The 25,326-nt window shown below is 59.3% G+C and carries 20 protein-coding genes and 2 pseudogenes; 18 read left to right on the top strand and 4 right to left on the bottom strand.

Features of this window, described 5'->3' with window-relative positions; all coding sequences use genetic code 11:
- The first annotated feature begins 42 nt into the window (after positions 1–42).
- From BVK86_RS28245 to BVK86_RS28235, 3 genes are all read left to right on the top strand, one after another.
- Positions 43–387, top strand: a complete 345-nt coding sequence (locus BVK86_RS28245; RefSeq protein ID WP_075949515.1) for a pentapeptide repeat-containing protein — start codon at positions 43–45, stop codon at positions 385–387.
- Positions 388–630: 243 nt separating this feature from the next.
- The gene (locus BVK86_RS28240) at positions 631–903 is read left to right on the top strand and encodes a TfoX/Sxy family protein (protein ID WP_007971093.1); all 273 of its coding nucleotides are present in this window, start codon (positions 631–633) and stop codon (positions 901–903) included.
- 583 nt (positions 904–1,486) lie between these two features.
- Entirely contained in the window at positions 1,487–1,804 is a 318-nt protein-coding gene (locus tag BVK86_RS28235; RefSeq protein ID WP_075949514.1) for a Rieske (2Fe-2S) protein, read from the top strand.
- Here the strand turns inward: BVK86_RS28235 and sfsA are convergent.
- Together sfsA and BVK86_RS28225 are read right to left on the bottom strand one after the other, a co-directional pair.
- Positions 1,801–2,514 (bottom strand): DNA/RNA nuclease SfsA, encoded by a 714-nt coding sequence (gene sfsA, locus BVK86_RS28230; protein ID WP_075949513.1) that lies wholly within the window; start codon positions 2,512–2,514, stop codon positions 1,801–1,803. The two genes, BVK86_RS28235 and sfsA, sit on opposite strands and share 4 nt — an antisense overlap.
- A complete protein-coding gene (locus BVK86_RS28225) occupies positions 2,514–3,686 on the bottom strand; it encodes a pyridoxal phosphate-dependent aminotransferase (RefSeq protein ID WP_075949512.1) in 1,173 nt (390 codons plus the stop codon). The genes sfsA and BVK86_RS28225 overlap by 1 nt, the downstream gene beginning before the upstream one ends.
- Positions 3,687–4,020: 334 nt before the next feature.
- On the opposite strand from BVK86_RS28225, the gene dksA reads away from it, so the two are divergent.
- The 15 genes and pseudogenes from dksA (at position 4,021) to BVK86_RS28150 (ending at position 23,949) form a co-directional block, all read left to right on the top strand.
- Entirely contained in the window at positions 4,021–4,461 is a 441-nt protein-coding gene (dksA, locus tag BVK86_RS28220) for an RNA polymerase-binding protein DksA (RefSeq protein ID WP_075949511.1), read from the top strand.
- A gap of 202 nt (positions 4,462–4,663) precedes the next feature.
- Positions 4,664–5,560, top strand: coding sequence for a tRNA glutamyl-Q(34) synthetase GluQRS (gene gluQRS, locus BVK86_RS28215; protein WP_075949510.1), 897 nt, complete (start codon positions 4,664–4,666; stop codon positions 5,558–5,560).
- A 77-nt stretch (positions 5,561–5,637) separates the two neighbouring features.
- Complete coding sequence (locus BVK86_RS29685) at positions 5,638–5,814, top strand: hypothetical protein (RefSeq protein WP_003176118.1); 177 nt, start codon at positions 5,638–5,640, stop codon at positions 5,812–5,814.
- On the top strand, positions 5,798–8,752 hold the full coding sequence (locus BVK86_RS28210) for a sensor histidine kinase (RefSeq protein WP_162279049.1): 2,955 nt from the start codon (positions 5,798–5,800) through the stop codon (positions 8,750–8,752). Before BVK86_RS29685 ends, BVK86_RS28210 begins: the two co-directional genes overlap by 17 nt.
- A gap of 22 nt (positions 8,753–8,774) precedes the next feature.
- The gene (locus BVK86_RS28205; protein WP_075949508.1) at positions 8,775–10,214 is read left to right on the top strand and encodes a sigma-54-dependent transcriptional regulator; all 1,440 of its coding nucleotides are present in this window, start codon (positions 8,775–8,777) and stop codon (positions 10,212–10,214) included.
- A gap of 718 nt (positions 10,215–10,932) precedes the next feature.
- Positions 10,933–12,333, top strand: a complete 1,401-nt coding sequence (locus BVK86_RS28195; RefSeq protein ID WP_075949506.1) for a polynucleotide adenylyltransferase PcnB — start codon at positions 10,933–10,935, stop codon at positions 12,331–12,333.
- A gap of 3 nt (positions 12,334–12,336) precedes the next feature.
- Positions 12,337–12,822, top strand: a complete 486-nt coding sequence (gene folK / locus BVK86_RS28190) for a 2-amino-4-hydroxy-6-hydroxymethyldihydropteridine diphosphokinase (protein ID WP_075949505.1) — start codon at positions 12,337–12,339, stop codon at positions 12,820–12,822.
- Between the two features lie 363 nt (positions 12,823–13,185).
- Positions 13,186–13,986, top strand: coding sequence for a 3-methyl-2-oxobutanoate hydroxymethyltransferase (gene panB / locus BVK86_RS28185; protein ID WP_075949504.1), 801 nt, complete (start codon positions 13,186–13,188; stop codon positions 13,984–13,986).
- Positions 13,983–14,843, top strand: coding sequence for a pantoate--beta-alanine ligase (gene panC, locus BVK86_RS28180; protein WP_075949503.1), 861 nt, complete (start codon positions 13,983–13,985; stop codon positions 14,841–14,843). The genes panB and panC overlap by 4 nt, the downstream gene beginning before the upstream one ends.
- A 299-nt stretch (positions 14,844–15,142) precedes the next feature.
- On the top strand, positions 15,143–16,807 hold the full coding sequence (gene pgi, locus BVK86_RS28175; RefSeq protein WP_075949502.1) for a glucose-6-phosphate isomerase: 1,665 nt from the start codon (positions 15,143–15,145) through the stop codon (positions 16,805–16,807).
- A 194-nt stretch (positions 16,808–17,001) separates the two neighbouring features.
- The gene (gene acs, locus BVK86_RS28170) at positions 17,002–18,939 is read left to right on the top strand and encodes an acetate--CoA ligase (protein WP_075949501.1); all 1,938 of its coding nucleotides are present in this window, start codon (positions 17,002–17,004) and stop codon (positions 18,937–18,939) included.
- A 49-nt stretch (positions 18,940–18,988) separates the two neighbouring features.
- Positions 18,989–19,397: pseudogene (locus BVK86_RS28165) on the top strand (oxygenase MpaB family protein).
- A gap of 195 nt (positions 19,398–19,592) precedes the next feature.
- Positions 19,593–20,609, top strand: a complete 1,017-nt coding sequence (locus BVK86_RS28160; RefSeq protein WP_075949500.1) for a class I SAM-dependent rRNA methyltransferase — start codon at positions 19,593–19,595, stop codon at positions 20,607–20,609.
- A gap of 92 nt (positions 20,610–20,701) precedes the next feature.
- Positions 20,702–23,653: a DUF748 domain-containing protein gene (locus BVK86_RS28155; protein WP_075949499.1), complete on the top strand. Its 2,952-nt coding sequence runs from the start codon at positions 20,702–20,704 to the stop codon at positions 23,651–23,653.
- Entirely contained in the window at positions 23,653–23,949 is a 297-nt protein-coding gene (locus BVK86_RS28150; RefSeq protein WP_075949498.1) for a DUF2845 domain-containing protein, read from the top strand. The genes BVK86_RS28155 and BVK86_RS28150 overlap by 1 nt, the downstream gene beginning before the upstream one ends.
- A 171-nt stretch (positions 23,950–24,120) precedes the next feature.
- On the opposite strand, the gene BVK86_RS28145 is transcribed toward BVK86_RS28150, so the two are convergent.
- Both BVK86_RS28145 and BVK86_RS28140 read right to left on the bottom strand, forming a co-directional pair.
- Positions 24,121–24,477 carry a BON domain-containing protein gene (locus BVK86_RS28145; RefSeq protein WP_075949497.1) on the bottom strand — a complete coding sequence of 119 codons (357 nt, stop codon included), beginning with the start codon at positions 24,475–24,477 and terminating at the stop codon, positions 24,121–24,123.
- 393 nt (positions 24,478–24,870) lie between these two features.
- A pseudogene (locus BVK86_RS28140) lies at positions 24,871–25,326 on the bottom strand (DUF2875 family protein); the annotation flags it as partial.

Raw genomic sequence — 25,326 nt, 5'->3', positions numbered from 1 at the left:
GTGGCACTATACTGGCGTCATAAAACCAACAGGTGATGCGACATGAGCCAGCCGAAACTTCTCGACACCCCGCTTTATGCCCTGCTGCACAAAGACGACATCACAGGCTTCAACAACGAACGGCCAAAGGAAGGGCTGATCGACATGGTCGGAGGCGACTTCCGTGGCCTGGACCTGCGCGAGTTGAATGCGGACGGTATCGATTTCACCGATGCCTATTTTCGGTCCGCCGATTTGCGTGGCATCGATTTCCGCAACGCTTCGCTTGAAGGCGCGAGCCTGGCCCACGCGCAGATCTCCGGGGCCTACTTCCCCCCAGAGCTCAGCGCCGACGAAATTCTGATGTCGATGAACTTCGGAACCCGACTGCGCTACCGCACACGCTAGCCCGTGCGTAAATTGACAAGTCCGGCGCCCCCGCCTTGCGCTGGACTTCAGCCAGTTTCGCTCTAAATCCGAGCTATTTCCCCACGAACTCCTTCCCGTTTCGCGGATTTTAACCGCACGCCTGCCGCATACCGCTTAGAAGCTTTTGCGTCGAAAACGACCAAACAATCACGCTTTTCCTACTGATGGCTACACTCCTCAGAAGTTTGCCCACGCACCATTCGGCCATCGCAAGGAGGCTTGATGAATGATGAACTGCAACACCTGAAAAATCTTGGCAAGACGTCGGCGCAGTGGCTGCATGCCGTGGGCATCCACAGCGCTTCGGACTTGCGTCGCCTCGGGGCGGTGGATGCTTATCGGGCCGTGCGCACGCGCGGGTTTCGGGCCTCCAAGGTGTTGTTGTATGCGATAGAAGGCGCCCTGATGGACGTACACTGGAATGACATTCCCGCCGAGCGTAAAGAGGCCCTCAATAAGCAATTGGAAGCCATTTCGTCACGCCACAAGAACTGAACGGATATGGCGGCGATCGGGGAAACGCACATGTCGCAGAATCAGCGCTCTAAAAACGACTGATCAATGCCCCTGGATTCAATGACTTGCATGGAAAGAACGACAACGCGTCATTAAACGAGCAAACCGCTATTGACTTGGTAATGAGAATCGATATGATTATCACAACTGGTCGCGAGACTGGTCGATATTCTGAAAGCCCTTGGTTCGGACGCTCAGATTATCTCCTCATCAGGCTAATCACGGTTATTTGACCCGGCTCTTGCCGGGTCTTTTTTTGCCTGTGGAAAAGTCAGCCTGAATTTACTGACTCACTTCATCCGAATGGAAACCATCGGACAGCTTTCAGGCTGTCGGGTAGTTGAGCCCCCAAACCACCGACCAGCAAGCGTACAGCGATACGGGTACTCAGGCGCATAAAGAGCTTCCTTCAGGGGTTTCCCGGGCATCGAGTCGACAAGCCAAGTATCCTGCGCATCTGGCTACTGCTCTCGATTGGGCAAGTTCGCCATTTGATAAATACCCGCATTTTCACGTCAAGCACATACACAGCCGGTCAACCTGGCGGGACCTGAGGACCACTATGAAATTTCTGTGTACCGGCATCGAGCTGGCTGATGCCAGTAGCCGCGGCTTCGAGATCGATGACCAGAAACTCTTCGCCGTGCGCCGGAACGGCCAGGCTTACGTATACATCAATCGGTGTCCGCACCGGGGTGTGGGACTGGAGTGGACCCCGAATCAGTTTCTCGACCCCAGCAACAGCCTGATCCAGTGCGCCACTCACGGCGCGCTGTTTCTGATTGAGGATGGCGAATGTGTGTCCGGTCCTTGCGCGGGCCAGTCGCTGACCCGTGTGGCCTGCAGCGAGGACGCCAAAGGAATCTGGGTCAGTCTTTAATCGCCCAGCAGTACTTCCAACCGGCGATCCACGATCATTTCCTCATGGGTCAAGCTGACGCCGTAGGCCAGTACTTCCACGCCGCTGGCAACCGCCTCACGCAAGGCGGCGGCGTACGCCGCGTCAATTTCCTCGGCCGGACGCACAGCTTCGATGCCGGTCAGGTTCACGCAGTACAACTGCACCGCGCGAATTCCGTCCCGCGCCAGATGCGCCAGCTCGCGCAGATGCTTGGCGCCACGCTGGGTGACCGCATCGGGAAATGCCGCTACCGCGACACCGTCAAACCCCAGCGTGACACTTTTCACCTCGACGTAGGCAGGGCCATCGGGGTAATCCAGGCGAAAGTCGATCCGGCTCTTTTCCTGACCGTAAGCCACTTCTCGCCTGAGCTCGGTGAAGCCGTTCAGCTCAGTGATCACGCCAGCCCGCAATGCTTCTTCGATCAAGCCGTTAGCCCGACCGGTATTCACGCAAAAATGCCGGCCGTGCGGGGTTTCGCCAATTTCCCAGGTACCCGGCAACTTGCGCTTGGGGTCATTTGAGCGACTGAACCAGACTTGCCCGCCTTCGACCTGACAATTGAGCATCGAGCCGGTGTTTGGACAGTGAATGGTCAGCAACTCGCCGCTAACGGTTTCGATATCGGCGAGAAAACGCTTGTAACGGCGAATCAGCCGACCCTCTTCAAGAGGAGGATTAAAACGCATCAGCCTTGCCAGCTCCGCAAACCACGAGCGATCCGCTCAACCGCCTCTTCCAGGCGCTCCAGACTTTGGGTGTAGGCAAACCGCACATGGTGCCCCGCCTGATAGCGACCAAAATCCAGTCCCGGGGTAAACGCCACGTGTTCGGTTTCGAGGAAATGCCGGCAGAACGCGAAGGCATCACCGCCGAACTGGCTGATATCGGCGTACAAATAAAAGGCGCCTTCCGGTTCGACGGCGATCCCGAAGCCCAACTCACGAAGCGCCGGCAACAGGTAATCCCGACGACGACCGAATTCGGCGCGACGCTCTTCGAGAATACTGATGGTGGCCGGTTCGAAACACGCCAATGCCGCGTGTTGAGCCATGCTTGGCGCGCTGATGTACAGGTTTTGCGCAAGCTTCTCCAGTTCGCCGACCGCGGCTTCTGGCGCAACCAGCCATCCGAGGCGCCAACCGGTCATGCCGAAATACTTGGAAAAACTATTTAGGACGAAAGCACCGTCATCGACTTCCAGCACACTGGCCGCATCGGTGCCATAGGTCAGGCCATGGTAGATCTCGTCCACCACCAGATGCCCATTGCGTTCCTTGATCGCCCTGGACAGCCCGGCCAGCTCATCCCGGGTCAAGATGGTCCCCGTCGGATTGGCCGGCGACGCAACCAGCGCTCCGACGCTGTCGTGATCCCAATGCCGCTCGATCAAGCCCGGCGTCAATTGATAGCGCACGTCCGGGCCGACCGGCACCAACTGGGCAGCGCCTTCGACCAAACGCAAAAAGTGCCGGTTGCAGGGGTAGCCCGGGTCTGCCAGCAGCCAATGCTTGCCCGGATCGACCAGCAAGGCACTGGCCAACAACAGGGCGCCGGAACCGCCCGGCGTGATGAGGATGCGACGCGGGTCGATGTTCAGCCCGTAACGCTGCTGATAAAACCCCGAAATGGCCTCACGCAGTTCAGGAATGCCACGGGCCGCGGTGTAACGGGTGCGGCCCGCCTCCAGCGCGGCCTGCCCCGCACGGATAATCGGTTCGGCGGTAGTGAAGTCCGGCTCGCCAATTTCCAGGTGGATGACATCGTGGCCCGCGGCCTGCAATTCATTGGCCCGCGCGAGCAATGCCATGACATGAAAAGGTTCGATCGCGCGACTGCGGGCACTGTAGGACTGAGCCATTGGCCTTCCTTCAACGAATAAAAAAATCGATTCTACCCAAGCGCAGGAACGAGCGAGAACCTAAAGCGGTCAGACGCCATATGGCCCAGACCACAAACGACTCAAGCGAGCGCCCGAGGTTTGACTAAAATCAATATTTGAGCAGCGCTCCATATCTACCAGACAGCGCTTTGCCAGTATTTGCAAGCGCCATAGGCCGCGGGCTCGACATCCGGGAGTAGCGCGGTCTGATTTGATCTGGTAAGTTCGCCCGCTTGCAGCCGCAGGGCCGGCAGGTGTCGGTGATGGAGCAATCCTGCGCAGATGGATTACAAGAGTAGAGGCGGTCTATTTCATGTCCACCCAAGCAAAGCAGCAACAACCGACGATTAGCGGCTTCGAACCCTATAAAGAAGTTCCGGGCGAGGAGTACATGGGCAAGCCCATGCGGCTTCATTTCACCAAGGTCCTGAACAAGTGGAAACAGGACTTGATGCAGGAAGTCGACCGTACGGTTGATCACATGAAGGACGAAGCAGCCAACTTCCCGGATCCGGCAGACCGTGCCAGCCAGGAAGAAGAGTTCGCCCTTGAACTGCGAGCCCGTGATCGCGAGCGCAAGTTGATCAAAAAGATCGACAAGACGTTGCAACTGATCGAAGACGAAGAGTACGGCTGGTGCGAGTCGTGCGGCGTTGAAATCGGCGTCAAGCGCCTGGAAGCACGTCCTACTGCCGACATGTGCGTCGACTGCAAGACCCTGGCGGAAATCAAGGAAAAGCAAGTCGGCAAATAATTGCGACTTGAACGAAAAACGGAGCGTGCGAACGCTCCGTTTTTGTTTCTGACATTGGCTTCGACAGGAATCCCGTGGGCGCGAGCCGGCTCGCGAAGGGGTCTTCATATCCAGGACTGATGCTGACTGACATTCAGCTTTCGCGAGCAGGCTCGCTCCCACATGTGACTTGTGCACGACCGGACATCGTAATATTGCATTCATGACCGCCACCACCTCTCCCGCCTACATCGGACGCTTCGCCCCGACCCCCAGTGGCCATTTGCACTTTGGTTCGCTGGTCGCAGCGCTGGCCTCCTACCTCGACGCGCGCTCGGTGGGCGGCCGTTGGCTGATGCGCATGGAAGACCTTGATCCGCCCCGTGAAGAACCCGGCGCCCAGGCAGCCATACTCAAAGCACTGGAAAGCTACGGCTTCGAATGGGATGGCGAGATGGTTCGCCAGAGCGACCGTCACGACGCCTACGCCGAAGTGCTTAATCGCCTGTTCAACCATGGTCTGGCCTACGCCTGTACCTGCTCGCGCAAACAACTGGAGCCATATCACGGCATTTATCCGGGTTTGTGTCGCAATGCCGGGCATGGCACCGAAGATGCCGCGATCCGGATACGCGTGCCTGAACTGGATTACCACTTCATCGACCGCGTTCAAGGTGAGTTTCACCAGCACCTGGGCCGGGATGTCGGTGATTTCGTGATTCGCCGCCGCGACGGGCTCTACGCCTATCAACTGGCGGTCGTTCTGGACGATGCCTGGCAAGGCATTACCGACATCGTGCGCGGTGCCGACCTGCTCGATTCCACGCCGCGCCAGCTCTACCTGCAGGAACTGCTTGGCTTGCGCCAACCGCGCTACTTGCACATCCCGCTGATTACTCAGCCTGATGGCAACAAACTCGGCAAGTCCTACCGTTCGCCGCCACTCAGCGAAGACCAGGCCACGCCGCTGCTGCTGCGCGCCCTGCGTGCACTGGGGCAAAACCCCGGCGCTGAACTGGCTCATGGTACGCCACGGGAAGTGCTGGACTGGGGCATCGCACACTGGGACGCCACGCTGATCCCGCGCACACTCTGCCTGCCAGAGGCGCAGCTGCAGTGATCGTGCTTGCAGTGACGCGCCCATCCGTTACCATCGCCGCACGTTTTCGGGCACGCGCATAAAAAAGAGAGGCCGGGATGTACATCTATCGCTTGGTCCTGCTCCTGGTAGTGGGGATTTACCTGTTTTCCCCGGCCATCATGGATTGGTGGATCGACGCCACTGGCGCCTGGTATCGCCCTTATCTGCTCTGGCTGATCCTGATCGTCGTGACCTTCATCCTGCAGAGCCAAAAAGATGCCGATGAGCTTTAGCCTGACCCAGATGATCCTGATCAGCGCCGCGTACCTGGCGGTGCTGTTCGGCGTAGCCTGGATCAGCGAACGGGGCATGATCCCGCGGGCGATCATTCGCCACCCGCTCACCTACACTCTGTCGCTGGGCGTCTACGCCAGCGCCTGGGCGTTTTACGGCACCGTAGGACTGGCCTACCAGTACGGCTACGGCTTCCTGTCCAGTTACCTTGGCGTTTCCGGGGCTTTCCTGCTGGCGCCGGTGTTGCTGTATCCAATCCTGAAAATCACCCGCACTTATCAGCTGTCGTCCCTGGCGGACCTGTTTGCGTTCCGTTTCCGCAGTACCTGGGCCGGTGCGCTCACGACGATTTTCATGCTGGTCGGGGTGCTGCCGCTGCTGGCGTTGCAGATTCAGGCGGTGGCCGACTCCATCGGCATTCTGACCCGCGAGCCAGTGCAGCATCGCGTGGCTTTGAGTTTCTGTGCGCTGATTACGCTGTTCACGATTTTCTTCGGCTCCCGCCACATCGCCACCCGCGAGAAGCATGAGGGGCTGGTGTTCGCGATTGCCTTCGAATCGGTGATCAAGCTGATCGCCCTTGGCGGCGTCGGCCTCTATGCGCTTTACGGCGTGTTCGATGGCCCGCAACAGCTGGAGCTATGGCTGCTGCAAAACCAGACCGCCCTCGCCGCGCTGCACACGCCGCTGCAGGAAGGCCCATGGCGGACGCTGCTGCTGGTGTTCTTCGCCTCGGCGATCGTGATGCCGCACATGTACCACATGACCTTCACCGAAAACCTCAACCCGCGCTCGCTGGTCAGCGCGAGCTGGGGTTTGCCGCTGTTTTTGCTGTTGATGAGCCTGGCGGTGCCGTTGATTCTCTGGGCAGGCCTCAAACTCGGCGCCACCACCGACCCGGAGTATTTCACCCTGGGTATCGGCATTGCCGCCAACAGCAAGGCGTTGGCGTTGCTGGCGTATGTCGGCGGGTTGTCTGCTGCCAGCGGCCTGATCATCGTCACCACCCTGGCGTTGTCGGGGATGGCACTCAACCACTTGGTGTTGCCGCTTTATCAGCCGCCGGCCGAAGGCAACATCTACCGCTGGTTGAAATGGACTCGCCGGGCGCTGATCGTCGCGATCATCATGGCCGGTTACGGTTTTTACCTGTTGCTCGGCGCGGAGCAGGACCTGGCCAACCTCGGCATCGTCGCGTTTGTCGCCACGCTGCAGTTCCTGCCCGGCGTGCTCTCGGTCCTGTATTGGCCGACCGCCAATCGCCGCGGTTTCATCGCCGGTTTGCTGGCGGGGATTCTGGTGTGGCTGGTGACCATGCTGCTGCCGTTGGTCGGGAACCTGCAAGGCTTCTACATCCCGCTGTTGAACATGATTTACGTGCTGGATGACACCAGTTGGCACATGGCGGCAATCGCCTCGCTGGCCGCCAACGTGCTGATGTTCACCCTGATCTCGCTGTTCACCAATGCCAGCACAGAAGAGGCCAGCGCCGCCGAGGCGTGCGCGGTGGACAACGTGCGCCGGCCGCAGCGCCGCGAACTGCATGCCGCCTCGCCACAGGAATTCGCCACGCAACTGGCCAAGCCGTTGGGTGCCAAGGCTGCACAGAAGGAAGTCGAACAGGCCCTGCGCGACCTCTACCTGCCTTTCGACGAGCGCCGCCCGTATGCCTTGCGTCGTTTGCGCGACCGTATCGAAGCCAACCTCTCGGGCCTGATGGGCCCGAGTGTGGCGCAAGACATGGTCGAGACCTTCCTGCCTTATAAGGCCGGCGGCGAAAACTACGTGACCGAGGACATCCACTTCATCGAAAGCCGCCTCGAGGATTACCACTCGCGCCTGACCGGCCTGGCCGCCGAACTCGACGCCCTGCGCCGCTACCACCGTCAGACCCTGCAAGAGTTACCGATGGGCGTCTGCTCTCTGGCCAAGGATCAGGAAATCCTCATGTGGAACAAAGCCATGGAGGAGCTGACCGGGATCGCCGCGCAACGCGTGGTCGGTTCGCGCCTGAGCACCATTGCCGATCCGTGGAAGGAGCTGCTGCAAGGCTTCATCAACGTTCCGGACGAGCACTTGCACAAGCAGCACCTGGCCCTCGATGGCCAGACCCGCTGGCTCAACCTGCACAAAGCGGCGATCGACGAACCGCTTGCGCCGGGCAACAGTGGCCTGGTGCTGCTGGTGGAAGACCTGACCGAAACCCAGATGCTCGAAGACAAACTGGTGCATTCCGAGCGCCTGGCGAGCATCGGTCGACTGGCCGCCGGCGTGGCCCATGAAATCGGCAACCCGATCACCGGTATCGCCTGTCTGGCGCAGAACCTGCGCGAAGAGCGCGAAGACGATGGCGAGCTGAAGGAAATCAGCGGTCAGATTCTTGAGCAAACCAAACGCGTCTCACGCATCGTGCAGTCGCTGATGAGCTTCGCCCATGCCGGCGGTCACCAGCACAGCGACGAGCCCGTCTGCCTGGCGGAGGTCGCTCAGGACGCCATCGGTTTGCTGGCGCTGAACCGGCGTAATTTCGAAGTGCAGTTCTACAACCTGTGCGACCCCGACCACTGGGTCGAAGGCGATCCGCAGCGACTCGCTCAGGTATTGATCAACCTGCTCTCAAACGCCCGCGATGCCTCGCCTCCAGGCAGTGCGGTGCGGGTCAAGAGCGAAGCCGGCGAACACACGGTCGACCTGATCGTGGAAGACGAAGGCAGCGGTATTCCGAAGAACATCATGGACCGATTGTTCGAACCCTTCTTCACCACCAAGGATCCTGGCGAAGGCACCGGTCTGGGCCTTGCACTGGTCTATTCCATCGTTGAAGAGCATTATGGACAAATCACCATCGACAGCCCGGCTGATGTTCAGAGCCAGCGCGGCACCCGTATCCGGGTGACATTGCCGCGTCATGTCGAAGCGACGTCCGCTGTGAACTGAGACCGTCGAGAGTATCGAATCAATGCCGCACATTTTGATCGTCGAAGACGAAACCATTATCCGCTCCGCCTTGCGCCGCCTGCTGGAACGCAACCAGTACCAGGTCAGCGAAGCCGGTTCAGTGCAGGAAGCACAAGAACGCTTCACCATTCCAACGTTCGACCTGATCGTCAGTGACCTGCGTCTGCCGGGCGCTCCGGGCACCGAGCTGATCAAACTCGGCCAGGGCACTCCGGTGCTGATCATGACCAGTTACGCCAGCCTGCGCTCGGCAGTTGACTCGATGAAGATGGGCGCGGTGGATTACATCGCCAAGCCTTTCGATCACGATGAAATGCTCCAGGCCGTCGCACGTATCCTGCGCGACCGCCAAGCGGTGCAGACCAGCGGTGAGCCGGTTGCCGGCAAAGCCACCAATGGCGCGGCCAAATCCGGCCCGGACAACAGCAATGGCGAAATCGGCATCATTGGCTCTTGCCCACCGATGCAGGATTTGTATGGCAAGATCCGCAAAGTCGCACCGACCGATTCCAACGTCCTGATCCAGGGCGAGTCTGGCACCGGCAAAGAACTGGTGGCGCGCGCCCTGCACAACCTCTCCAGGCGCGCCAAGGCACCGATGATCTCGGTGAACTGTGCTGCGATTCCGGAAAGCCTGATCGAATCCGAACTTTTTGGCCACGAGAAGGGCGCGTTCACGGGCGCCAGCGCCGGGCGGGCGGGCCTGGTAGAAGCTGCCGATGGCGGCACGCTGTTCCTCGATGAAATCGGCGAGTTGCCACTGGAAGCCCAGGCGCGACTGCTGCGCGTATTGCAGGAAGGTGAAATTCGCCGGGTCGGCTCGGTTCAGTCGCAGAAAGTCGATGTACGCCTGATTGCCGCGACGCACCGTGACCTCAAGAGCCTGGCCAAGATCGGCCAGTTCCGTGAAGACTTGTACTACCGCCTGCACGTGATTGCCCTGAAATTGCCGGCCCTGCGCGAGCGCGGTGCCGACGTCAACGAAATCGCCAATGCCTTCCTGGCGCGGCAAAGCGCACGGATAAACCGTACCGACCTCAAATTCGCCCCGGATGCCGAACAGGCCATTCGTCATTACTCATGGCCAGGCAACGTGCGTGAGCTGGAGAACGCCGTCGAACGCGCAGTCATCCTTTCCGAGAGCCCGGAGATTTCTGCCGAGCTGCTGGGCATCGACATCGAACTGAGTGATCTGGAAGATGACGAGTTCATCGGCCTGCCCCCGCAACAGGGCAACGGCAACTCCGGTAACAACAATCATGAGCCAACCGAAGATCTGTCCCTGGAGGACTACTTCCAGCATTTCGTGCTTGAGCATCAGGACCACATGACCGAAACCGAACTGGCCCGCAAACTTGGGGTCAGCCGCAAGTGCCTGTGGGAACGTCGTCAGCGCCTGGGCATTCCACGGCGCAAGACCGGGGTGGCCAGCGAGAGCTGAACCACACCTGTCTCAGGTGCGGGTAACACATGACTTTGTGAAAAAACTGTTACCTCAGTTTTTCCACGTAACAGAAGCCGGGGCTTACGGTAACGAAGCCCCGGTTTTTTTTGGCCTGCGCAAACCCCATCAGCACGCCTAACCCCTTGTTTTACTGGGCTTCGCAAAAGTTGGCACGCACCCTGCTATATGTTTGGTACAAGAACAATAACAAGCAATGCACAAGACAATAAAAATAAGACGAATCGACTCACGCACAATAAAAACAAGACGGCGAGAGGCGCAGCTAACTGATTCTTTTGGAGAGGCGTTGTATTTGGGGCTTGCCCCACGACCAGGCCGAGAACAACAAAAACTGTCTTAAGACAGAGCCTGTACTGGTTGGATCGGAAGATCACTGCAATTCAGCGACCAAAGCAATCCGTTTGCTCTTGGCTCCCGATTGGGAGGGTCATGAAGGAAAACTTCATGGCGAGGGCACTTAACAAAAACAAAAAGCCCGAAACCAATAACAAAAATAGAGCATGCAACTACTTCTTGGGGAGCTTCGGCTCCCCTTGTAGTTTCTGCGATTCAGAAAACCCCGCTCCCACAGTGTTGCGCCTTACAGCTCATATCTGCTGCGTCCTACACCATCCCCCGACTAAATGCTAGAATCCCCGCCCATCATGCGGTCATTCTTTGTTTTGGCCGAACATTCCTTCAAACAGTGCATCCCATGCTGAAGAAGCTGTTCCAGTCATTCCGTACTCCCCAGCGTCGTACGCAACACATCCGCAGCACGCCTGAAGTGCTCAACAGCGGCCAACACTCGCTGCAAAAGGGCCAATTCAGCCGTTACGCGGTGAACATCGTCGAACGCCTGCAGGGCGCCGGTTACCAGGCGTATCTGGTTGGCGGTTGTGTGCGTGACATGCTGCTCGGCATCACGCCGAAAGACTTTGACGTCGCCACCAGTGCCACCCCTGAACAGGTTCGGGCCGAATTTCGCAATGCGCGGATCATCGGTCGCCGATTCAAACTGGTGCACATCCACTTTGGTCGCGAGATCATCGAAGTCGCCACCTTCCGCGCCAATCACCCGCAAAACGACGAAGAGGAAGACAACAATCAATCCTCGCGCAACGAAAGCGGGCGCATCCTGCGCGACAACGTCTATGGCACTCTGGAGGAAGACGCGCAACGCCGCGACTTCACCATCAACGCCTTGTATTACGACCCGGTCAGCGAGCGGATTCTCGATTACGCCAACGGCGTACACGACATTCGCAATCAGCTGATCCGCCTGATCGGCGATCCGAAACAGCGCTACCAGGAAGACCCGGTACGGATGTTGCGAGCCGTGCGTTTCGCCGCCAAACTGAATTTCGGCATCGAAAAACACAGCGCAGTGCCAATCCGCGACCTGGCACCGATGCTGCGCGAGATTCCGTCGGCTCGTCTGTTCGAAGAAGTACTCAAACTGTTCCTCTCCGGCCATGCCGCGGACACCTTTGAGATGCTGGTCGACCTGCAATTGTTCGACCCACTGTTCCCGGCCAGTGCCGAGGCGCTGGAGTACAACCCGACTTACACCCACACCCTGATCAGTGAAGCGCTGATCAACACCGACCTGCGCATCAAGCAGAACAAACCGGTGACCCCCGCATTCCTGTTTGCGGCCCTCCTCTGGCCTGCGTTGCCGGCACGGGTGCTGCGCCTGCAGGAACGTGGCATGCCGCCAATTCCGGCGATGCAGGAAGCGGCGCACGAGCTCATTGCCGAGCAATGCCAGCGCATTGCGATCCCGAAACGCTTCACCATGCCGATCCGCGAGATCTGGGATATGCAGGAACGCCTGCCCCGCCGCAGTGGCAAACGCGCCGATCTGCTGCTGGACAATCCACGCTTCCGCGCCGGTTACGACTTCCTGCTGTTGCGCGAAAGCGCGGGCGAGCAAACCGATGGCCTGGGCGAATGGTGGACGGATTACCAGGACGCCAATGAAAGCGAACGTCGCGACATGATCCGCGACCTCAGTGGCAAGGACGAAGGTAGCGGCGCGCCACGTAAACGTCGTCGCAGCGGCGGTTCCAAGCGTAAACGCGCAGCGGGCGCTTCGAGCACCTCGGGCGAGTAATCCATGGAACGCATCTACATCGGCATGGGCAGTAATCTGGCTGACCCCGCCGAACAACTGCGCAGCGCCATTGAAGCGCTGGCGCAATTGCCGCAATCGGCGCTGGTCGGGGTTTCCGCCTTTTATCAAAGCGACTCGCTGCTCCCGGGCCAACCGCGTTACACCAATGCGGTGGCCGCCCTCGACAGCACCCTCGCCCCGCTCGCCCTGCTTGATGCGTTGCAAGCCATCGAAAACGGTCAGGGCCGCGAGCGACTGGAGCGCTGGGGGCCACGCACGCTGGACCTCGACATCCTGTTGTTCGGCGACCGTTTGATCGATGAGCCGCGCCTCAAAGTCCCTCATTACCACATGCAGGAAAGGGCTTTTGTCCTGTATCCGCTGGCTGAACTGGCACCTGCCGCTCTGCACCTGGCCGATGGCCGCTGCCTTAAAGATCTACTGGCTGCCTGTCCGTTCGTCGGCCTGGAACGCCTGTCCGAAGATTGACGCAAAACCCTTATTGGCGCGAACCGGCTCGCGATAGCGGAGTGTCATTCAGCAAAATTGTCGACTGATACACCGCCATCGCGAGCAGACTCACTCCCAGATTGGTTTGCATTGTTGCTACAGAATCTGCTGAATCGCATCAGTCCCCTTCGGTAACACCCCACCCGTAACAATGCGGTAACACACCGGATTGACTTCCCGAGTTCTCATCACGACTATAGGCGTCCCGCTGCCGCCAACACGGCACACAAGGGCGCAATCCAGGCCTTATAAGCACGACAAAAGACCGTGCGCCTGAGTAGATGACGAATCACGCGCGTTACTCGCTGAAGTTTCCATAGCGCCTGAACGAGGATTTTTGACATGCCAGCCATCACCCTGACCACGCTCCAGAGCCTCAAGCAGAAAGGTGAAAAAATCACCATGCTGACCTGCTATGACGCGACCTTCGCCCACGCCTGCAATCAGGCTGGCGTCGAAGTGCTGCTGGTGGGCGACTCCCTCGGCATGGTTTTGCAAGGTCACGACAGCACCCTGCCTGTCACCACTGCCGAAATGGCTTACCACGTTGCCTGCGTTAAACGCGGTAACAGCGATGCATTGATTCTCGCCGACCTGCCCTTCATGGCCTACGCCACCACCGAACAGGCCATGACCAACAGCGCCCTGTTGATGCAGGCTGGCGCGCACATGGTCAAAGTCGAAGGCGCATTGTGGCTGGCTGACTCCATCCGCCTGCTCGCCGAGCGCGGCATCCCGGTCTGCGCGCACATGGGCCTGACCCCGCAATCGGTGAACATTCTCGGCGGCTACAAAGTCCAGGGCCGCAACGAAAACCAGGCGCGACAGATGCGCGCCGACGCGATTTCGCTGGAACAGGCCGGCGCGGCCATGCTGCTGCTCGAGTGCGTACCGAGCGAGTTGGCCGAAGAAATCACCCAGGCGGTGAAAATTCCCGTGATCGGCATTGGTGCTGGCAATCGCACCGACGGCCAGGTTCTGGTATTGCACGACATGCTGGGCCTGTCCATCACTGGCCGAGTACCGAAATTCGTGAAGAACTTCATGGCCGGCCAGGAAAGCATTCACGCGGCATTGAGTGCTTACGTCAGCGAAGTCAAAGCGGCGACTTTCCCAGGCATCGAACACGGATTCTCTGCATGAACACCGTAAAAACCGTACGCGAACTGCGGGCCGCCGTGGCCCGTGCCCGCAACGAAGGCAAGCGCATCGGCTTCGTGCCGACCATGGGCAACCTGCACAGCGGTCATGTCGCGCTGATTACCAAGGCCACCCAACGGGTGGATTTCGTGGTCGCGAGCATTTTCGTCAACCCGCTGCAATTCGGCGCCGGCGAAGACCTCGACAAGTACCCGCGCACCCTCCTGGCCGATCAGGAAAAACTGCTCGAAGCCGGTTGCGACCTGTTGTTCGCCCCCACCGTTGAAGAGATGTACCCCGACGGCATGGCCGGGCAGACCCGAGTCAGCGTCCCGCAACTCTCCGAAGGCTTGTGTGGCGCCAGCCGCCCGGGGCATTTCGAAGGCGTGGCAACGGTGGTCAGCAAGCTGTTCAACATGGTCCAGCCGGACCTGGCGATTTTCGGTCAGAAGGACTTCCAGCAACTGGCCGTGATCCGCGCGCTGGTCCATGACCTGAACATGCCGATCCAGATCATCGGCGAACCGACCGTACGCGCGGCCGATGGCCTGGCGCTGTCGTCCCGCAATGGTTTCCTCAGCGAAGAACATCGTGCCGTGGCGCCAGTGGTTTATCGCACGTTGAGCGAGATTGCCGAATCGATCAAGCAAGGAGAGCGGGATTTCCCGGCGCTGATCAACGCGAAAATCCAACAGCTTGAAACCGCAGGCTTGCGTGCGGACTACCTGGAAATTCGCCACGCACTGACCTTGCGTCCGGCAACGACAGAAGATCGGGACCTGGTGATCCTGGTGGCGGCATTCCTCGGCACCACACGGTTGATCGACAACCTGCACCTTAACCTCGACGCCCCCCTCTAAACATCACATTGCCTTTTGTGGGAAGCAGCCTGCTGGTTCCCACAACAGGCATCTGTGCCAGTCAAAGTCGCCTGATCCCACCCTGTCTTGTTCCGTTTGTCGGACGGTTCCTAACTTCGATGTTAAAAAAGTACCGGAATCAGGTCAGACAAAGTCAAGACAGATCCCTGCGCGGGGTTTACTGTATTCGCCCTGCGCCATGAATTCGTGTCGACGCAGTTAACCGGGACGCCCACCCATGGCGCTCCGGTATTTTTAGTGTTCAAAAGGCCGTTCAAGTAAAAAGGAAACCCGCAGCGATGGCGTATTACCGCACTCCTCACGACGTGACCGCTCTGCCCGCCTGGCAAGCGTTGAAAGACCACCGCCAAGCCATGCAGGATTTCAGCATGCGCGAGGCTTTCAATGCCGACCCGCAGCGCTTTACCCAATTCACCCTCAGCAGTTGCGGCCTGTTTCTCGACTATTCGAAGAACCTGATCAACGCCGAGACCCGCAACCTGCTGGTGGGTCTGGCCAATGAGGTCGACCTCCAGGGCGCGATCAAGTCACTGTTCGACGGCGAAATCGTCAACGCTTCCGAAGGTCGCCCGGCCCTGCACACGGCGCTGCGCCGTCCGGTTGGCGACAAGCTGTCGGTCAACGGCGTCAACGTGATGCCGGAGGTGCACAAGGTACTGAACCAGATCACCGACCTCGTGGGCCGCATCCACGACGGTCTGTGGCGCGGCTACACCGAGAAGCCGATCACCGACGTGGTGAACATCGGTATCGGTGGCTCTTTCCTCGGCCCGGAGCTGGTGTCGGAAGCCTTGCTGTCCTACGCGCAAAAAGGCGTGCGTTGCCACTACCTGGCGAACATCGACGGCAGCGAGTTCCACGAGCTGACCATGAAACTGCGCGCCGAGACCACGCTGTTCATCGTCTCGTCGAAATCCTTCAACACCCTCGAAACCCTGAAGAACGCCCAGGCCGCCCGCGCCTGGTACCTGGCACAGGGTGGTTCGGAAGCCGAGCTGTATCGTCACTTCATCGCGGTGTCGAGCAACAACGCTGCCGCCGTGGCCTTCGGTATCCGCGAAGAAAACATTTTCCCGATGTGGGACTGGGTTGGCGGTCGTTACTCGCTGTGGTCGGCCATCGGTTTGCCGATTGCCCTGGCCATCGGCATGTCGAACTTCAAGGAGCTGCTGTCCGGTGCCTACACCATGGACCAGCACTTCCAGAGCGCCCCGTTCGAGCAAAACATGCCAGTGCTGCTGGCGTTGCTTGGCGTGTGGTACGGCAACTTCTGGGGCGCGCAGAGCCATGCGATCCTGCCGTACGACCACTACCTGCGTAACATCACCAAGCACTTGCAACAGCTGGACATGGAATCCAACGGCAAGAGCGTGCGCCAGGACGGCACAGCAGTCAGCACTGACACAGGGCCAGTGATCTGGGGCGGCGTCGGTTGCAATGGCCAGCACGCTTATCACCAGTTGCTGCACCAGGGCACCCAGCTGATCCCGGCTGATTTCATCGTGCCGATCGTCAGCTTCAACCCGGTGTCCGACCATCACCAGTGGCTGTACGCCAACTGCCTCTCGCAAAGCCAGGCGTTGATGCTTGGCAAGACCCTGGCCGAGGCCCAAGCCGAGCTGCGTGAAAAAGGCATGAGTGAAGACGAGGTGCAGAAACTCGCGCCGCACAAGGTGATCCCGGGCAACCGTCCGAGCAACACCCTGGTGGTCGAGCGCATCAGTCCGCGTCGTCTCGGCGCATTGGTGGCGATGTACGAACACAAAGTCTTCGTGCAGAGCGTGGTCTGGGGCATCAACGCCTTTGACCAGTGGGGCGTGGAACTGGGCAAGGAGCTGGGCAAAGGCGTCTACAACCGTCTGGTCGGCAGCGAGGAAACGCCGGCAGATGACCCGTCCACCCAAGGCTTGATCAACTATTTCCGTGGTCGTCACCGCGGCTGATTTGAAGCAATACCGCAACACCCTGTGGGAGCGAGCCTGCTCGCGAAAGTGGTCTGACAGTCGACATCACTGTTGAATGTTATTCCGCCATCGCGAGCAGGCTCTCTCCCACAGTTGTTTTGTATACGACTTGAACCCGATGTTCACTCGGCGCATCTTTAGATCTTGTCGCAAAACAAGAAGAAGGAACCGTCATGTTCGATATCAGCACGTTCCCCAAAGCCGATGCCGTCCGCCGGGCTGCACAATTGAGTCAAGACGACTACCAGCGCCTGTACCGCGAATCCATCGACCACCCCAGTACGTTCTGGGCCGAACAGGCCACCCGCTTCCTCGACTGGAGCACACCCTGGGACACCGTCCAGCGCTATAACCTCAAAACCGGTGAAGCCAACTGGTTTGCCGGCGCAAAACTCAATGTCAGCTACAACTGCATCGACCGGCACCTGGAAAAACACGGCGATCAGATCGCGATCATTTGGGAAGGCGACGATCCCGCCGAATCCACCCAGATCACCTACAAAAAACTCCATCACCATGTCTGCCGACTGGCCAATGTGCTGAAAAGCCGTGGCGTGAAGAAAGGCGATCGGGTGTGCATCTACATGCCGATGATTCCTGAGGCGGCCTACGCCATGCTCGCCTGCACGCGCATCGGTGCGGTGCATTCAGTGGTGTTCGGCGGTTTCTCCCCGGATTCACTGCGTGACCGGATTCTCGACGCCGACTGCCGCACCGTGATCACCGCCGATGAAGGCGTGCGCGGTGGCAAGTTCGTACCGTTGAAGCACAATGTCGACAAGGCACTGCAAAGCTGCCCGGACGTAAGCACCGTGGTCGTGGTCGAGCGCACTCAGAATCAGGTGAACTGGGTTGAAGGCCGGGACATCTGGTATCACCAGGCGTTGCGCGATGTCGGCGACGACTGCCCGCCAGAACCCATGGAAGCCGAAGACCCGCTGTTCATCCTCTACACCTCCGGCAGCACCGGCAAACCCAAAGGCGTGCTGCACACCACCGGCGGTTACTTGCTGCAGGCGGCGATGACCTTCAAGTACGTGCTGGACTACCGCGACGGCGAAGTGTTCTGGTGCACCGCCGATGTCGGCTGGGTAACAGGCCACAGCTACATCGTCTACGGGCCACTGGCCAATGGCGCGACCACGCTGATCTTCGAAGGCGTGCCCAGCTACCCAAGCACCTCGCGTTTCTGGCAGGTGATCGACAAGCACAAAGTGAACATTTTCTACACCGCGCCCACCGCTTTGCGCGCGCTGATGCGTGAAGGCCCGGAACCGCTGAAGCAAAGCTCCCGCGCCAGCGTCAGATTACTCGGCACTGTCGGTGAGCCGATCAACCCGGAAGCGTGGGAGTGGTACTTCCATGAGGTCGGTGAAGAGCGCTGCCCGATTGTCGATACCTGGTGGCAGACCGAGACCGGCGGCATCATGCTCAGCCCGCTGGTGAGCGCGCAACGGATAAAACCCGGCTGCGCCACGCAACCAATGTTCGGCGTGCAACCGGTATTGCTCGACGAACAGGGCAAGGAAATCAAAGGCGCCGGCAGTGGCGTGCTGGCGATCAAATCCAGCTGGCCGGCGCAGATCCGCAGCGTCTATGGCGACCCGCAACGGATGATCGACACCTACTTCAAGCCCTACCCCGGCTACTACTTCACCGGTGACGGCGCCCGTCGCGACGAAGATGGCGATTACTGGATCACCGGGCGTATCGACGACGTGATCAACGTGTCCGGGCACCGCATCGGTACCGCCGAAGTGGAAAGTGCGCTGGTGTTGCACGACAGCATCGCCGAGGCGGCCGTGGTTGGTTACCCACACGACGTCAAGGGCCAGGGCATCTACGCGTTCGTCACGCCCATGAACGGCGTCGACGCCAGCGACGAGCTGAAGAAAGAATTGCTGGCGATGGTCAGCAAGGAAATCGGCAGCTTCGCCAAACCGGATTTGATCCAGTGGGCGCCAGCGTTGCCAAAAACCCGTTCGGGCAAGATCATGCGGCGTATTCTGCGCAAGATCGCCTGCAACGAACTCGACAGTCTGGGCGACACCTCGACCCTGGCCGACCCGAGCGTGGTACAAGGCTTGATCGATAAACGCCTGAATCAGTAGAACCCCGGGCGTGGCCAACGGCCGCGCCCCTCCTTCACCACGAGTCTTCATGGAATTCATCCGCACCCGCATTGAGACCCAAATCATAAGCCTGACCGGTCTGTCCCTGGGCAAGCTCGATCTGGAGAAACCCAAGGGCGATCCGGGGCTGTTCGGCCCTGATTCGGTGAGCTGGCAAGTTCACGGTGACTTCAGCAGCATGCTCATCGGTGGCATCCGCGCTTTGATGCTGCAAGCCTTGCATCCACTGGCCCTGGCTGGCGCCTGGGACCACTCGAATTTCCGCGAGGACATGCTCGGCCCAGTCTGGCATCGACTTGTTGCCGGACTGGGCCAGTGACATGCTCGACGTCCGCCAGAGCCCGCTACAACGAAAACTGATCCGCGCCAGCGTCAATCGCAGTGCGCCGATGTTGCGCCGGGTGGTGCGCAATGGCTCGGAGCAACGGGCCAGGTGACGCATGGGCTTGCTGACTTGAAAGGCTTAAAAGCATCGCGGGCAGGCTCGCTCCCACAGGGGGCTTCTGTTGACTGGGCATTCTGTGCGCGCCGCAAACCAGTCTGGGAGCGAGCCTGCTCGCGATGGCAGCAACTCGGTCCTGTGCCAAACTGATAAACTCTCGCGCCAAATTACCTCCTGCAAGGCGCTCAGCATGTCTTCCTTGAATCAGGCGCTGCGCGCCGCCCTCGATCATCGCCAGGAACTGCTCACCGAGCTGCACAGCCAGGGCACCGACTGCTATCGCCTGTTCCACGGTAGCCAGGAAGGCGCTGGCGGCCTGACCATCGACCGTTACGGTCCGCAACTGATGGTGCAGAGTTTCCATCAGTCGCTGGATCGCGAAGACCTGCTGCACCTGCACGCAATGGTCAACAGCCATTTGGGCATGGAAACCCTGCTGGTCTACAACGACCGCTCACGTGGCAACTCGCGCATCGACCGCGAAAACACCGTCTACCGCGCCGACGAAGCGGCGCTGCAGGATCTGGTAGGCCACGAGTGGGGCCTCAATTACCGCGTTCGCGGCCGTCACGCCGGGCAGGATCCGCTGCTGTTCCTCGACCTGCGCAACACCCGTGGCTGGGTCAAGGATCACAGCAAGAACAAAAGTGTGCTCAACCTGTTTGCCTACACCTGTGGTGTTGGCCTCAGTGCGGCGGCCGGTGGCGCCCGCGAGGTGTGCAACCTGGACTTCGCCGAAGGTAACCTGGCGGTCGGTCGTGAAAACGGCCTGCTCAACCCGCAGTTGCCGACCATGGAGTTCATCCAGTCCGACTACTTCCCGGCCATTCGCCAACTCGCCGGACTGCCCATCAGCCAGCGTCGCGGGCAAAAGCTGCCAAGCTATCAGCGCCTCGAACAGCGCCAATACGATCTGGTGCTGCTCGATCCACCGGCCTGGGCCAAGAGTGCGTTCGGTACCGTCGACCTGCTGCGCGACTATCAGAGCCTGCTCAAACCCGCGCTGCTGACCACCGCCGACAATGGCGTGCTGATCTGCTGCAACAACCTGGCAAAAGTCAGCATGGACGACTGGCGTGAACAGGTTTTGCGCTGCGCCGAGAAAGCCGGCCGGCCAGTGCGTGAGTGGACGGTGATGAAACCAGGCGCCGATTTCCCGTCCATGGATCAACAGCCGCCACTGAAAACCCTGATCCTGCAGCTTTGATCTCTGTCAGACAAATCTGAAAAACCTGAACAGGCTGTTTGCTTCGGAACCGGAATCGCGTGCCATACTCCAAGGCACTCCGATTCAGACAGATGAAGCCACGCATGTACAAAGGATTGATTCGCGCCATCGGCGCCTTGTTGACTGCTCTGGCCCTTTACAGCTTGCTGGGCTTTCTGATTCTGCCGGGCGTCGCCTTGCGCATCGCCAACCAGCAGTTGGCCAATTACGCCACGACGCCCGCCACGCTTCAGCGCATCGAACTCAACCCGTTCAGCCTCGAAGTAACCCTTTGGGGCCTGAGCATTGGTGAGCCCGGCAAGGAACAGATTGGCTTCGAACGTCTGTACGCCAATCTGCAACTCGACAGCTTGTGGACCAAGGCGCTGCATCTGTCAGATGTTGAACTGGACAAGTCCAAGACCGAAATCCTCTTCAGCAAGGACGGCAAACTCAATCTGCTCGGGCTGTTCAAGATTCCGGCCAGCGAGCCCACCCCAGCCGACCCGGATGCCAAGCCGTTTCCGCTGCGCATCGAGCGCATCAAACTGGCCGGCGGTGCGGTGCACTTTGAGGATGCCCGGCCCAGCGAACCCATCGAATTTCTCTACGACTCACTCGATTTCGAGCTGAAAAACCTCAGCACCCTGCCAGAAGACAGCGCCGACATGACCCTGGTGGCCATCGGCCCCAACGGCGGGCAGATCGACTGGACCGGTAACTTCAGCCTGATCCCGATTGCCTCCGAAGGTAACTTGAAGATCACCGACGGCAAGATGAAAGCTTTCTGGCCGTATGTGCGCGACGCCGTCCCTCTGGACCTCGAAAGCGGTGTCATGAGCATCAGCACCGACTACAAACTCAACCTTTCCAAAGAAACCGAACTGCTGCTGAGCAATCTCTCGGCCACCATCGCGCCCTTCGCCATCAAGGCACCGGACGGTCGACCGCTGGTGAAGCTTGAGCGTCTGGACGTCAGCGAAACCACCGTCGACCTGGCCAAGCAACAAGTAGTGGTGGGCAAGATCCGCAGCCACAAGCTGGAAACCTGGGCCGCGCTGGAAGCCGATGGTCAGCTCGACTGGCAGAAACTGTTCGCCAGCCAGCCCTCCAAGTCAGCCGTCAAAGCCAACGCCGAACCGGCCAGCACACCCGCTGCCGCCGACTCGCCGAAAACCGAACCTGCCCCAAGCAAGCCCTGGCAGGTACTGCTCAACGACGTCCAGCTACGCGATTACCAGGTGCACCTGGCAGACCGCAAGGCTCAGCCCGCCGTGGCACTGGAACTGGGGCCGCTGAATCTTGACCTGCAGAAATTCGACAGCCTCAATGGCTCGCCCTTCTTGCTCAGGCTCGACACCGGCGTAGGCAAGCAAGGCAAGCTCACAGCCGATGGCGAGGTCAATCTGGCGCCGGTCAGCGCCAAACTGAATGTGCAGACCAAAGACATCGACCTGCGCATCGCCCAGTCCTACATCAGCCCGTTCATTCGCCTGGAGCTGCGCAGCGGCATGCTCGGCAGTGATCTGGCCGTCAACCTGAAAAGCACCGAACCGCTGGCGTTCAACGTCACCGGTCGCGCCCAGGTCGATCAACTGCACACCCTCGACACCCTGAAAACCCGTGACTTCCTCAAGTGGCAACAGGTGGTGGTCGAAGGCCTGAACTATCAGCATGGCGACAGCCTGTCGATCGACAAGGTCAATCTGCTGCAACCCTACGTGCGCTTCATGATCAACGATGACCGCACCACCAACGTCGATGACTTGTTGATCCCGCAACCGGCCGACACCGGCGCCAAACCTGCCGCTGCCAAACCCGCCGCCAGCAAAGAAAAACCGTTGGGCATTCACATCGGCGGCATAGCCATCAATGACGGCTCGGCCAACTTCGCCGACTTCAGCCTGACGCCGAACTTCGCCACCGCGATCCAGCAGCTCAACGGGCAAATCGGCACCATCGACAGTCGCCAGGCCAAGCCAGCCACTGTCGACGTCAAAGGCAAGGTCGACCGCTATGCACCGGTGACCATCAAAGGTGCGGTCAACCCGTTTGATCCGATGGCCAGCCTCGACATCGCCACCAGTTTCAAACGCGTGGAACTGACCACACTGACGCCGTACTCCGGCAAATTCGCGGGATACCGTATCCGCAAGGGCCGACTGAACCTCGACCTGCATTACCGAATCACCAAAGGCCAGCTCAAAGCTGACAACAAAGTGGTGGTCGAGCAACTGCAACTGGGTGAAAAAGTCGACAGCCCCGACGCCGTGAGCCTGCCGCTGAAACTGGCGATTGCGCTGCTCAAAGACGTCGACGGCAAAATTTCCATCGAACTGCCGGTGACCGGCGACCTCAACAACCCGCAGTTCAGCGTCATGCCGATTGTCTGGCAGACCCTGCGCAACCTGATCGTCAAGGCCGCCGCCGCACCGTTCAAACTCATCGGAGGATTGGTGGCCGGTGGCGGTTCGGAAGATCTGGGCAGCGTGTCGTTCGCGCCAGGTTCCAGCGTTCTGAGCAAGGATGCCGAAGGCGCCCTGGACAAACTGTCGAAAGCGCTCAAGGATCGCCCGGCCCTGCGCCTGGAAATCGAAGGTACGGCCGCGAAGAGCAGCGACGGTCCGCTGATTGCCGAGCAGCGTCTGGAACGGGAATACCAGTACAACTACTACAAAATGCTCCAGCGCCGAGGCGACAAGGTGCCGGCGAGGGCTGGCTTGCTGGATGTGCCCGACGGCGAGAAAGGTCCGTTGCTGGAAGGGATCTATCGCACACGCCTGAAAACCCAGCCGCCTGTCGAGTGGAAAGACCTGGGTAAAGAAGAACGCACCGCAAAAATGCGTGCCGACGTAATCCAGTTCTGGAGTGCCAGTGAAGTGCTGTTGCGTGAGTTGGGTCAGGATCGGGCCAGCACCATCAAGGATTATCTGGTCGACAAGGGCCAGCTCGCCGATGACCGCGTTTACTTCATCGATGCGCAGTTGGGTGAAGCGGAAAAAGACGGCAAGGTCGTCACGCCGATGCACCTGGACGCCGAGTGATGGGCAAACAGCTGCTGCTCGCACTGGCGTTGGCTACAGCGGCGAGCCCGGTTTTGGCGGCGGACACTTTGCGCTGCGGCAGCCAGTTGATCAGTACCGGCGACCGCTCCAGCGAGGTGCTGCAAAAGTGTGGGGAGCCGGTCAGCCGCGACTTGCTCGGTTACAAGCGCAGTGGCAATCGACGGGAAGAGTTTCAGGTCGAGGAATGGACTTACGGTCCAAACGGCGGGATGTATCAGTACCTGCGGTTTGAAGGTAATCGTTTGGTGCAAATCACCAGCAAGCGCGGTAACTAATTCCCACATTGGTTATGCATTGATCCTTAAATAGAACAGGCCCCGACACGAATGCCGGGGCCTGTAATGGCCACATCCTTGTGGCCGTTCGCATGAACACTCAAGAGGCGGCAGGCGTATGACTCGGCCCGTCTACCGCATCTTCTCCCGGTCCAGGCGAGAAGCCTTGCCTTACTCGGCTTTCAGGCCGTCAGCGGAGACCGCTTTAACGCCTTTGATTTTCTTGGCGATCGCCACGGCGGTGGTTTTCTGAGCGTCGGTTACAGCAACGGTGGACGACAGGGAAACGACGCCTTTGTTGGTTTCAACTTTGATATCGGTACCTGGGATACCTTTTTCGGTGACCAGGTCAGCTTTGACTTTGGTAGTGATCCAGGTATCGGAAGTAGCTTCTTTCGCCTCAGTGACTTCACCGGCGGCCAGCACCATTGGCGACTGGGTAGCCTGGGTGCTTTGGGCGAACGCAACGTTGGCCATGGTCAGGGTCAGCGCGGTAGCAGCAGCGGCAGTGATAGCAAACTTCTTCATACGAGTAACTCCTGTTTTTCTAGAAAATCTGCTGGGTTGATGTCAGCAGGGTTACCAGAGATATTGCGAACGGTGTGCCAAGTTTGAGACGGGAAATTTATTCATATAAATCAACAACTTAACAAAATGATCATTTTTCGGATTCGTGCAAAATGCATGAGTTGAACTTTATCTACATGCAAGTTGCGGGTTTTCACGCAGGCCTAAGGCCATGAATTGTCGAAGCTTTTCATTCGCTTACTTGGGAATAGGGCAAAAACTGTTTTTCATTGAAAGAAAAAAGATACAAGCAGTCCGTGGCGATCCTGATTGATCGCAGCGGCGCCGACCTAACTTGCCCGCACATCCTGAGCGCCAGCGCGGCGGGTGTCATCCCCACACAAACAGGATGGCTCATGGTCTGGGTGCGCCGCCGTTAGGGGAACCAAACTTGAACGGGTCGGCACCACGGTTCGCGCGGTTCTTCTCTTTGCGCGCTGCGTCCGGCGGGCGGATCATTTGTACCGTCAGGCTGCCATCTGCACCGGCGTAAACCACCGCACTGGTTCCGCCGTCCAGATAGCTGGCAATGGTCGCCAGGTTGATTTCCACCAGCGCACTACTCACCCCTGTGTTGCCCAGGCGCCGTCCGATGTTGTATCCCTCGTCGACATTGCCCAACTCGATGCCATGGCCGTCGGTATTCAGGCCGTGCAAGGCAAGGGTCAGGGCGATTTCAGCCTCTTGATTATCGGTGGTGTCGTAGAACACGCGCACCGGCTTATGCCCTTCGGGCAGGGTATCCAGCGCCTGTAACCAGCCAGCCTGCAGGGCCTTGGCCTGCAACGCCGGCTTGAGCCGTTTGCCGTT

The sequence above is a fragment of the Pseudomonas reinekei genome, from assembly GCF_001945365.1.
GTDB classification, from domain to species: domain Bacteria; phylum Pseudomonadota; class Gammaproteobacteria; order Pseudomonadales; family Pseudomonadaceae; genus Aquipseudomonas; species Aquipseudomonas reinekei.
Note: the sequence above shows the minus strand (reverse complement) of the source record. Positions and strands in the feature narration are given on the sequence as shown.